This is a genomic window from Pseudoalteromonas sp. B131b (genome assembly GCF_037162545.1).
Lineage (GTDB): Bacteria > Pseudomonadota > Gammaproteobacteria > Enterobacterales > Alteromonadaceae > Pseudoalteromonas > Pseudoalteromonas fuliginea.
Map to the genome: position 1 here is coordinate 3836723 of NZ_JARLUZ010000001.1, position 11825 is coordinate 3848547.

The 11825-nt window shown below is 38.2% G+C and carries 7 protein-coding genes and 1 pseudogene; all 8 read left to right on the forward strand.

The features are described from left to right. Window positions 1-87: 87 nt before the first annotated feature. The 8 genes and pseudogenes from P4S65_RS17545 (at window position 88) to pelG (ending at window position 11741) form a co-directional block, all read left to right on the forward strand. Window positions 88-2796: an endo alpha-1,4 polygalactosaminidase gene (locus tag P4S65_RS17545; RefSeq protein ID WP_337120681.1), complete on the forward strand. Its 2709-nt coding sequence runs from the start codon at window positions 88-90 to the stop codon at window positions 2794-2796. Further along, a pseudogene (locus P4S65_RS17550) lies at window positions 2796-6079 on the forward strand (tetratricopeptide repeat protein). The gene P4S65_RS17545 and the pseudogene P4S65_RS17550 overlap by 1 nt, the downstream one beginning before the upstream one ends. A 14-nt stretch (window positions 6080-6093) precedes the next feature. Continuing rightward, window positions 6094-6609: a protein PelC gene (locus P4S65_RS17555; RefSeq protein ID WP_096793576.1), complete on the forward strand. Its 516-nt coding sequence runs from the start codon at window positions 6094-6096 to the stop codon at window positions 6607-6609. Beyond that, on the forward strand, window positions 6606-7262 hold the full coding sequence (locus P4S65_RS17560; protein ID WP_337120682.1) for a hypothetical protein: 657 nt from the start codon (window positions 6606-6608) through the stop codon (window positions 7260-7262). Before P4S65_RS17555 ends, P4S65_RS17560 begins: the two co-directional genes overlap by 4 nt. Continuing rightward, entirely contained in the window at window positions 7259-7903 is a 645-nt protein-coding gene (locus tag P4S65_RS17565; protein ID WP_337120683.1) for a PelD GGDEF domain-containing protein, read from the forward strand. The genes P4S65_RS17560 and P4S65_RS17565 overlap by 4 nt, the downstream gene beginning before the upstream one ends. Further along, window positions 7896-8879: a hypothetical protein gene (locus P4S65_RS17570; RefSeq protein ID WP_007376091.1), complete on the forward strand. Its 984-nt coding sequence runs from the start codon at window positions 7896-7898 to the stop codon at window positions 8877-8879. Before P4S65_RS17565 ends, P4S65_RS17570 begins: the two co-directional genes overlap by 8 nt. Beyond that, window positions 8872-10389, forward strand: coding sequence for a GT4 family glycosyltransferase PelF (gene pelF / locus P4S65_RS17575; protein ID WP_337120684.1), 1518 nt, complete (start codon window positions 8872-8874; stop codon window positions 10387-10389). The genes P4S65_RS17570 and pelF overlap by 8 nt, the downstream gene beginning before the upstream one ends. Further along, on the forward strand, window positions 10377-11741 hold the full coding sequence (gene pelG / locus P4S65_RS17580) for an exopolysaccharide Pel transporter PelG (RefSeq protein WP_337120685.1): 1365 nt from the start codon (window positions 10377-10379) through the stop codon (window positions 11739-11741). Before pelF ends, pelG begins: the two co-directional genes overlap by 13 nt. The last annotated feature ends 84 nt before the right edge of the window (window positions 11742-11825 follow it).

An 11825-nucleotide genomic window follows, 5' to 3' on the forward strand; every position in this document is an offset into this window, starting at 1 on the left:
TATCTTACTAATACGAATTACCTAGCATAAAATCGGAACGCACGTCATTTCTTATCTCTGCTTAATCCCAACCAAAATGAATCATCAATGAAGTACATTCTATATTTTACGCTTTTAATTTCTGCTCATGTATTCGCCAAGCCAATAAACAACAGCACTGCTTTTTATTATTCAGCACCGATGCCTCTTGCTGAAATGACATTTTATTCTCGTGTGGTAGTGCAACCAGAATTAATCACAGAGCATGAGCTTAATTGGCTTACGCAGCGTAACATTGCTGTTTATGCTTATCTTAGTGTGGGTGAGTCATTCGAAAAAAACACGTCATCACTTGTTGTTAATCCCAATTGGAATAGTCATATCTCCGATTTAACTTCTACGTATTGGCATAAACACATAAAAAACAGCGCTAATGATTTAAAAGACCGTGGTTTCACTGGCTTATTCTTAGATACACTAGATAGCTATCAGCTATTAGATACAACAAGCAATAAAGCAGACCAACAAGCTGGGCTAATTTCAATTATTGAGGACCTCTCAAGCTCATTTGATAAACATTTAATACTCAATCGTGGGTTTGAACTACTTCCCAAGTTAAAAGGGTTCGCAACTGATTTAGTAGCGGAGGGGTTATATAGCCATTACAATCCTCTTGATAATAGCTACAAACTCACTGCCGAAAGTGATCAAACATGGCTAATTGCACAATTAAATACAGCAATAAACTTGGGCTTTAATGTACAAGTGATTGATTATGCAAAGCCCAAAAATCGCCTTGCTATGGCTCAAAAAATAATAAAAAACGGTTATGCACCTTGGATAACTGACGGACACCTACAAACATGGGGAACGTCAAATATCACACCAATAGCTAGGCGTATTCTAATTCCTTACAATAGTGATATTAAGCCACTTATCTATACTACGGTGCACTTAAAACTTGCAACCATGATTGAGTATTTGGGGTATATCCCTGATTACATTGATGTAGCAAAAAGAGCGCTTCCTCTCATAGATCCAAGTTTACATGCTGGCGTTATTTCGTGGACTACCAGTGATGCTTTTTATACCCCGGCGATAACTAATTGGCTAGAAACAAATTTAGGCGCTGTCCCTTTGTTAGTTGTGGGAGAATTACCGCTTTCGACTACACTACTAATCAAACTAGGTGTAGAAGCACTCAATGTATTACCTCCTGCTCCTTATGAATTAAATTACTTTGCCCCATGGTTCAAAGGTGAAGCCGCGACACCACCACCAATAGTAAAACCATATTTACTGAAACTAGCGCCAAATGCCACTGCGCTTATTAATATAAAAGCGGCTGATGGCAGCATTGTTGTACAAAGTGCAAAAACAAAATATGGTGCTGTGGTGGTTGCCCCTTGGCTAATTGATACTTTTCCGATGGAAGGTAGTAAGTGGGTTATCGACCCTCGTACATTGCTGACAAAGGCGATGGAGCTCCCGCCTATCTTAGTCCCCGATACAACAACTGAAAGTGGTAGGCGCATGCTTACTCTACATATTGATGGTGATGGTTTTTCAAGTATTGCAAATTTTACAGGTAGACCTTATTCGGCAGAAGTGATCCGCGATGAAATAATTAAACGCTATAAACTCCCTTTAACATCATCAATTATTCAAACAGATATTGAAGCTACTGGACTTCACTCAAAAGCGAGTCCTAAATTAGAACGTATTGCGCGCAGTATTTTCGATTTACCCTATGTTGAAATTGCATCTCATACTTATAGCCACCCTTATTTTTGGACCGCACTCTCTGGTCGGAAAAAAATAGATGAGGATGACACCGACTATGGTTTTCATCTTGATGTGCCAGGATACGACACTATAAGTTTAAAAAAAGAAATTACGGGCTCTATAAAATACATTGACGAAAAGCTGGCACCAAAAAATAAAAAAACAGTATTAATGCTGTGGTCTGGTGACGCAACACCTGGGCCAAAAGCACTTGAACTTGCCCGTGACGCGGGTGTATTAAACATTAATGGCGGCAACACCGATGCAAATGCCGATAACCCTAGCCTGTCTCATATATCGCCAATTGGGCGACCTGAGCGCGACCTGTTATATCAAATTTATGCTCCTATCTTGAATGAAAATGTATTCACTAATTTATGGCACGGGCCTTATTATGGGTTTAAACGTTTAACCGAAACATTTGAAATAACAGAAAAACCATACAGGTTAAAGCCTTACACTATTTATTATCACTTTTATTCGGGGGAAATACCTGCTGGTCTCGATGCCTTAAAACACAATATAGACTATGTTTTAGCACGGCCAAATACACCTGTACATTTGAGTCATTTTGCAAAAATTGCAAAAGATTTTTATTTCTCTGCATTAGCAAAAAATAATGACGATGAATGGCTATTTAGCTCAAAATATATTCGTACTTTACGAATACCTAGCGATTTTGATATACCAAATATAGCCCAAAGTGAAGGGATATCTGGTGTAACTCAAAAAGGCGACTACGTACATATTATCAATAATATTGCCCGCCTTAGCTTTGATCACAGCCAAAATAATAGTAAGCCTTATTTAGCTTCTGCTAATGTGGTTATCGATAATTGGCAGGTAAATGGCGCAGTAAGCTTTAAAGCTTGGGTACCCGCTTCACTTGATTTAATGAATGGACGTGAATGTCAATTTACATCTCATTTGGGAGAGCACTTTAAAGGTATCACTCACGGTAAATTAACGCATTTCAAAATACCTATGGGTGACTTTTATGGCTACCTTAACTGTGCTGGGACTGCCCCATAATGAATTCTAATAAACGCCCTCAGTTAGTATCTATAAAAACAATATTAACGATATTAGCCGTAAGTTGCTTTGCACTTTATGCGTTATTTCCGCATACCTTATTTTTTGAAGATGATACGCTTTCACAAGATTATACTTTTGAAACATCGTACCTAAATGCAGCGCTTAATACTGACCCTGACAATGAAAAACTACGCGCTAAGCTAATTGAGCTACACATAGAGCTAAGCGAATACGCACAAGCGAAAATTGAGCTTGCAAAGTTACCTAAAAGTGAGCGCAAAGCGACACTTGAAATCAAACTACTTTACTCATTATGGTTAGCAAGTGGTGCAAATATAGATGATAGATTTGAAGAGTTATCTTTAAAAATAAAGGCCCATAAAAATTGGAATGAACAAGTGCTAAGCATAGCTAAAGCGCTTGGCTTAAATGTAAGTGTTGCACAGTACTACCAGCTAAAAAACAAGCCATTACTCGCCGCTGATTACTGGTTAAGTGCAGGCGAACCAGTTAAAGCATTAGTCATTTATAAAGCAGGTATACACGCAAATATAGCTGAAAAAGCAATTGAAACAGCGCTTGGCGCAAATGATCCTGTGCAAGCCTATATGTGGTGGAAAAAGTATGGCGACCAAGCTAACACTGAACGTACTCTTTATTTAGCTGACTTAGCCGGCAATACAGAAGATGCTGCAGATGCGGTAGAAGCTCTACTAAAAGCTACCCCTAATAATACACACTATTTAACTAAGGCAATGTATTTACGCTTAGCCAATGGTAATGCAAAAGGTGCCGAACAATTACTCGAAAAATTGCTAATAAAAAGTCCAAATAACAAAGAACTCCATTTACTAAATTGGAAAGTAAAACGTTGGCAAAATAAACCCAGCAAAGCACTTAATGAATTTAAGTGGTTAATGGCAAATCATGCAGTAACACCAGCCATGCTCAGTGATAGCATAAACGATGCAACCTCTCTTTATTTGTATCAAGATGCAAATGATATTTACGAATACAAAGCGCAAAATAGGCAGTTGAAAGGCAATGGTTTTGCTAAATGGATGCAAACCAATGAGTTCATCGGCAATGCAAAAAAAGAGCTAAATCATATTGAACGATTTGAACAAATTAGTGGTAAAAGTGTGTTATCACAATACTGGAAAGCTAAAGTACTGCACGATACTGGTAACTTAAAAGGCTTAAGGTCACTATGGCCAACATACCAAGGTCCAAAAAATGAAGAAGATCTATTATGGCTTGCCCGATCATTTTGGCTTATCGATGATTTTTCAACCGCACTTACCATTTTAAAGCAAAAACAACAAAGTACAGACACTGAATTTTGGACTGCACGCGTTGATATGGCATTACGAGTTCAAAATAAAAAAGAAGAGCTTTATGCGCTAGAACAATTAATGACCATTAGTGAGCTCAGTGTAGGTGATATGTTGCACTATCAACAACTGCGCTTTGAGAACAATCCTCAAGGCCTTCTCAATTACCTATGGCAGCAACCATCGCTTACAATTAGACAATTAATCCAAGTTGCATTATTGAGTTCACACGTTGATGATGAAGAATCGATAAAACGTATCCACCAAGAACTCGAAAAGCAGCGCTATAATAAAGCACTTTATCCTGCTTGGTTAATACTCTCAAACTGGTATCAAAACAAAAGCGATTTAAATTCAGCCTATACCACTTTAAACCGCGCAGCAAAACTAAGTGAGTACAATCCAGACGTGGTGCTTGCACAAGGTTGGTTAGCACTGCAAATGCACGATACAGTAATGATAAAACGCATTATAGATAATCATTCAGAAGATGAGACTACTAACGGCTGGACGCAACTGTTAGCTAGCTTATCGATTCATGAAAAATCATATAATAGCGCTTACTTTTACTTACGAAAGTTAGCGCTGGCTGCTCCAAACGACTTAACAACCCTGGTTAACTTAGCTGATGTGATGAAACAGCTTGGTTATTACGCAAATGCCACCGAACTTAATCATTACTTATTACAACATTTACCTAAAGATAAATACGCCTACCGAGGCTTAATGTACCGCTGGGCAGGTGCGATGGCTATTCCACATTTAATGCAACTTAATTCAATGGATGAACTAGCACCCGAGACAATTGGCGAGCCTCAAACAAACTGGTGGTTAGCACGACGAGCAGCACAAAAGTTAGTTCCTTGGCAAAAACTACAACTTTACATGACTAATGGCGAGTTTAATAAAATTAAACAGCTCATAACGCAAAATGCACTAACCGAGGAAGATAAGTTAAATGCACTTCTCTACCTCAGGCAACCCTACGCAACAATGCAGCGTTGGTACGAAGAACTAACAACTGAGCCGAGCGAATCACAATTAAGTTTGGTTCGTAATGCCCGAGGCTCATACTTTAGAGCACTTGAAATTAATTTATCGCCTGAGGCCGGATTAAACAGTAGCCAATACGATGTAAATGTTTATTTTCCTTATGCCAATGGCCAGTGGAAACTAAGCCTAAGTAATCAGAAAAACTTTAATAATAATGGATTACTGTTTGCTGTAGAAAATAAAATGACATGGGGTCGCTGGTATTTCCATGCAAAAATTGATTCCCACCAAGGTCGTTTAGCAAATCGTCAGGGTATTAGCTTAGATTCTCGCTATCAATGGGATTCTCGTACACAAGTTGGTTTAAAGCTTGAACACAATGTTGAAAATCGCCAGTCAGAGGCCTTACTTAGTTTTGCGCAACTTAACAAAGCTACGGCCTATGTAAACTATAATATTGATGGTCGACAAAACGTGCAATTATCGGCCGCTATAATGTCTTTTTACGACGAGATAGTGGAAGTTCACTCATCAACGGGCAAGAGTATAACGCCCGATACCAATACCGTATTTTAAAAGATAGGCCAATTTGGACTGCTTATTTTAGCGCGCAATGGCAAGATTTTGAACAAGTGAACACGCTTATAAATACAGGTAACGATGCCGCATTAAATATAGAACTTCAGCCATTTAGACGCTTTGCGCTCGGTACCTCATTTTCCTCAACCAGCTCACTAGAACCGCCCTATTTAGGTACTAGCCCATCATGGCTATTTGATATAAGCACCGGTTACCAAACTATCAACGATGATATTGATGTGTCTGTTTCAAGTGGCGCTGGTTGGTCTATTTTAGGTGATGATTTATTTAAATTACAGCTGGGTTACCAAAGTAGTAATAAGGTTGGTAATTCAGATACACAGTTACAATTAGGATATTACGTACATTTTTAATGTTAGGAGAAAATATGTTTCGCTTAGTTATACCATGTCTAGTTTTATTACTATCAGCCTGTACAACGAGTAGAGTTACTGATGATGTAGAAATAAACCCATCAACAACAGTTGCCTTATTACCGCTAGTAAATCATGCTCAAACACCTCTCGCTGGTGAGCGTGCTGAAGACATTTTAACAAGTATTTGGCAACAAAATAAATTACCAACGCTTCTTCGCGCACCCAGAAATAGCAATAAGGAGCTACCACCACTTGACGATCAATATCGTTTAGATAACGCCATGCAATGGCTAAGCACTCAACAAGCGGATTATCTACTCACCGGTAGCATTGAAGAGTGGCGCTACAAAGCTGGTCTTGATGGCGAACCCGTTGTTGCTCTTACTTTATCGTTAACTGCGAACGGCCAAACCACGCCGATATGGACAGGAACAATTGCAAAAAGTGGTTGGGGACGCGATAGCATTGCAGCAACGGCACAAGATGTAATTGCCGACTTAATTTCTTATATAGAGGTTAGTGAGTGAAAACACATTTCTTTCGCCCAAGAGAAGTCCCTGAGCTACAGACATGGGCTGAGGTAATTATATTTACCACATTGGCTTTAGGCCTGCCTGTTCTGTTTAATGCCGAGGATCCTTTTTGGACGCAAGGAGGGTTTTCTTGGCCTGTATTAGGGCCTTTACTGGTTGCTTTGCGTTATGGGTTCTCTAAAGGTTTTATCAGCATTTTAACTTTACTCGTAGGCCAATTACTGTTGTTGCAAAGCGATATTTTGGCACCTCAAAGCGAATTCAATATCAACGCCATGATTGGCTATACTATTGTAATTATGATCGCGGGTGAATTTAGGGATGTTTGGGAGCGTACTAATCAACAACAGACTATTCAACTAGAGTATGTGTCTGATCGGCTTGAAAAATTCACTCGTCAATATCATTTAATTAGCTCTTCACACGATCGAATAGAACAAATGTTAGCTGGGCATACATTGAGTTTAAGGGAGTCATTGCAAGCTGTAAGAGCATCTATAGGCCAACTTAAAGAAAGACGTTTAGATAGTGCAGCGCAAGTGATTATCAATTTATTTGTAGAGTATGGAGCATTAGAAAAAGCCGGGCTATATAAAGTGGAAAACAATAATATAGTGGAGCCCCTCTTGCTGTTATTGGTAAAATGACTTCGCCAATAACATCTGACCCACTAATCCTTGCTATGTTTGAAGAAAAAGAACTGGTGTCGGTTAAAAGCTCTAAAGTTTATTTAGGCAGCAGTAAATACCATATCGCAATTCCACTTATTGATGTAAACGATACCATTTATGGCGCTATTTTAGTCGAAAAAGTACAGTTTTTTGCGCTCAAAGAAAACACGCTTACTTTACTTGCCGTAATGGCCGGACACGTTGGAGACTTACTTCGACATGAAATAACCAACCCGATAATGACTAGCGAAGAATCTCCGTACTTTGTTCGCCAAGTAAAACGAGCTAACAAAGAAGCTAAACGTTACAAAATTCCTGCACATTTATTAAAAGTTAAAACATTAAATATTACCAACGAATCCCGTCGACTTATGGAGTATTTAACGGAAGCCCGTCGAGGCTTAGATATTTACTTATATGATGAGAAGCAAACTCTGTTAATACTTATGCCACTTACTGATGAATTAGAAAAAGACGGTTTTATAACGCGTATAAATGGGTGGAGTAAAGAACGTACAGGTAAAAATTTAGCTGAATTAGATATCGTTATTGAACAACAAATTGCTTTGCCAATTAGTAAAGATGCGATTAAGCCACTGGTAACACTTCATGATTAGAATTGTCATTGCTGTAATAGTGGGATTTATATGTGAATATTTTGCTTTAATAGAAACACTTGATACACCCAATTGGCTTATCGCTATTTTATTACATGCTATAGCAAGTATGCTTTTTACTTTTGTAAGCTATATTGTCATCCCAGCTAAATACAAAAGTACATTATTTGGTGCCCTATTACTGTTATTTTCACTACTGTTTACGCTTCCTCTATTTGGTATTTTAGGCGTTATGTTCGCACTCACGTTTGCTTTGTGTAAACCGCTTAAAAATAATGATATTGAAATACAAGAACACAAAATCCCAGGTCTCCCTTTTGAAGTTCGTAGTATTTCAGCTAATCCAACCTATTCGATGGGTGGATTGAAAGCGATCCTCAAGTATGCAAGTGAGCCAAACAAACGTCTTAGTGCAGTAATGGCTGCACGTCACATGAGTGATACGCAGGCAATTCCTATTTTAAAACTCGCCCTTAAAGACTTAGAAGATGATATTCGTCTGCTTGCTTACTCCACTCTCGATGCTAAAGAAACTAAGTTAAACGAAAAAATAGGCCTATATCAGCAAGAGATATTGTTAACGACTCAGCAACCAAAACTGAGTAACTTGCAACAACAATTAGCTGAAATATATTGGGAACTTAGTTACTTAGGATTGGCACAAGGTGCATTGCGAGAATACGTGTTAAAAAAAGCAGAAACACTTTCCTTGCAAAGCATCGAATATGTGAAAAAGCCTGCAACCTTTGTATTTTTGGGCCGGCTTTGTTTAGCTCTTGGTAAATATGAACTTGCACTTAGTCATTTAGCACAAGCCACAGACCTTGGTATGGCACGTCGTCATGTTTTGCCCTATAAAGCTGAAGTTGCTTTTTGTATGAATAAATTCGATGACTGTAAACGTTATTTAAAAGAACTACCAGAGCAACCAAAGGGTAGCGAGTTACGCCATTTACAGGAGTATTGGAATGCCTAAACCAAACGCTGATGTATTACTGCTTTTAGAAGGCACTTACCCCTATGTCCGAGGCGGCGTATCGAGCTGGGTCCATCAAATTATTGAAGGCTTACCACACTATAACTTTGAGCTGGTTTTTTTGGGCGGTGCACCTGAGCATTATGGTGAAATTCAATATACATTACCTAAAAATGTAACCAAATTACATGTTCATTATTTAGTTGAAAACAACGCTTCTGAAATAAAAGCAAAACATGGCATAAAGTATAAAAAAGAGTTGTTCGAATTTTGGCAACAACTGCAAAACTATTTCCGTGACTCTAAAGAACCGATCCCTAGCGAGTTACTAAAGTTTGCTTTTAAAAAGCTTGCCCAAAAAGACGGCATAAACGAAGCCGACTTTTTGTATAGTGAATCCTCATGGCAAGTTCTCGCAAAATATTATTTAACCTACTGTGATGAATCATCATTTATCGATTTCTTTTGGTCGTATCGTAACTTATACAAACCGCTGTTTAAAATAGCAGAGATAGCTCGCGAATTACCTAATGTTAAACTTATACATTCAATATCAACAGGCTATGCGGGATTCCTAGGTTCTGGTGCAAGCGCAATTAGCAACACTGCGTATTTACTAACCGAACATGGTATTTATACCAAAGAGCGTAAAATAGACCTTATTCAAGCCAGCTGGATCAAAGAGTCAGAGCAGGTATTAGGTAAAAATTTAAATACCGAAATGGGCTTTATTCGCAGAATGTGGATTAGTTTCTTTGAGCAGATCGGCAGAACATCTTATCAAGAAGCCGATAAAATAATTTCTTTGTATGATGGTAATAGACAACGACAAATAAAAGATGGCGCCGCACCAGAAAAAACACGCGTAGTGCCAAATGGTATTAAAACATCGCGTTTTATTGAAGCACTTGCACAGCGTCCAAAAACGATTCCACTCACGGTAGGCTTAATTGGTCGTGTAGTGCCTATAAAAGATATTAAAACTTTTATCCGTGCAATCAAAGAGGTTCAGTCTAGTATACCTACAATTGAAGGCTGGATTATTGGCCCATACGAAGAAGACCCTCAATATTATAAAGAATGTCAATTACTTGTCAGCAGTTTAGATTTAGAAAATAACGTTACGTTTTTAGGTATGCAAAATATAGCTGAAATACTGCCTAAATTAGGTATCGTTGCACTAACCTCTATTTCTGAAGCACAACCTTTAGTACTACTAGAAGCGATGGCAGCTGGCGTACCAGTCCTTGCAAGTGATGTTGGTTCGTGCCGAGAGATTATTGAAGGCGCAACTGACGAAGACAAAGCACTTGGCAAAGCCGGAGAAGTGGTATCAATCGCCTCTCCTAGCGAAACAGCAAAGCAAATATCAAATATCTTAAATAACGACGAAAAGTGGCATGAGTATCAATCGAGTGGTCTTAAGCGCGTAAAAGCGTTTTATGACGAAAGCCATATGTTTGCGCAATACGACACACTTTATAAGGATGCAATGTCATGGCCGGAATAGGTTTTGAGATACGAAAAATTCTCAAAAAAAACACCCTACTTTCAGTATTTGAAGCTTATAGTTACGCTGGATTAATTGGTTCTGGCCCGTGGCTACTGTCAATTATTGCGCTTATGCTGATTGGCATTTTAAGTTTAGGTATTGTGCTACCGAAAGTGTTGATCATTCAGTTCTTAACGCTTGTAACCTATATGATGGCCGCATCGCTTATTTTAACGGGTGGTCTGCAATTGATGCTAACCCGTTTTATTGCCGATTTATTTTTTACAAAAGATGATGGATTAGTGCTACCAAACCTACTTGGCGCACAACTAATTACTACAATTGGCGCCCTATTGGTCGGTCTTGCTGTTTGGCCATTTTTACCTTTACCCATTATGACTAAAGTGATTATTTTAGGTGCCTTTATTAGCTTATGTAATCAGTGGCTTGGCGCAATATTTTTATCAGGCATGAAAGAATACAGGCTGATTTTAGTCACGATGCTGAGCGGCTATGCTTTTATGGTATTACTGGCTTACTTGCTTAGGGACTGGCAGTTAGACGGGTTGTTTTTTGCCTTTTTTGCTGGTGAAGCCTTATTATTTTTCAGTTTTCTATTTATGATTATTCGCCGTTATCCGGGTGATAAGCTCATAAGTTTCGATTTTTTGAACAATAAAAAAGTGTATTACAGCCTATTTTTATGCGGCCTGTTTTATAACATCGCTGTATGGGCCGATAAAATCATTTTTTGGTATTCACCAAGTACATCAATCCAAATTATTGGAACTCTCAGAGCCAGCCCAATTTATGATTTACCTATATTTTTAGCCTACCTATCTATTATCCCAGGTATGGCCGTATTTTTAGTAAGGATGGAAACTGACTTTGTTGAAGAATATGACCGTTTTTACTCTGCAATTCGCGACGGCTCAACGTTACAAGAAATTTATCATTTGAAAGATAATATGATCCGCACTGCGCGCAGTGGTCTTTACGACATATTTAAAATTCAAGGAATTACTGTCGCTTGCTTATTATTATGGGGAGAGCAAATACTAACTTTTATTGGTATTGATCCAAACTATAAAACCCTCTTATTTATTGATGTAGTTGGTGTAGGCGTACAAGTTATATTTTTATCTATTTTAAACATTTTATTTTATTTAGATAAACGTTCAACCGTGCTGTTTTTGGCTGGATTATTTTTAGTTATAAATGTAGTTTTAACCTTACTTTCAATTGCATTTGGGCCACAATTTTATGGTTATGGCTTTGCGTTAGCGACCATAATTAGCTCCGTTATTGGTCTATTTTGGCTTTCTAAACAATTTGAAGATTTAGAATACGAAACTTTCATGCTGCAGTAATACGACAACAATTGCATTAAATTAGCAATCTATTATGGCGATAAAGAAATAGCTTAATAACGAGCTAAAATTATGATGCTGGTT

Coding starts and splice junctions, on each gene's coding strand:
- P4S65_RS17545 (WP_337120681.1), top strand. CDS start 88: ATGAAGTACATTCTATATTTTACGCTTTTAATTTCTGCTCATGTATTC.
- P4S65_RS17555 (WP_096793576.1), top strand. CDS start 6,094: ATGTTTCGCTTAGTTATACCATGTCTAGTTTTATTACTATCAGCCTGT.
- P4S65_RS17565 (WP_337120683.1), top strand. CDS start 7,259: ATGACTTCGCCAATAACATCTGACCCACTAATCCTTGCTATGTTTGAA.
- P4S65_RS17570 (WP_007376091.1), top strand. CDS start 7,896: ATGATTAGAATTGTCATTGCTGTAATAGTGGGATTTATATGTGAATAT.
- pelF (WP_337120684.1), top strand. CDS start 8,872: ATGCCTAAACCAAACGCTGATGTATTACTGCTTTTAGAAGGCACTTAC.
- pelG (WP_337120685.1), top strand. CDS start 10,377: ATGGCCGGAATAGGTTTTGAGATACGAAAAATTCTCAAAAAAAACACC.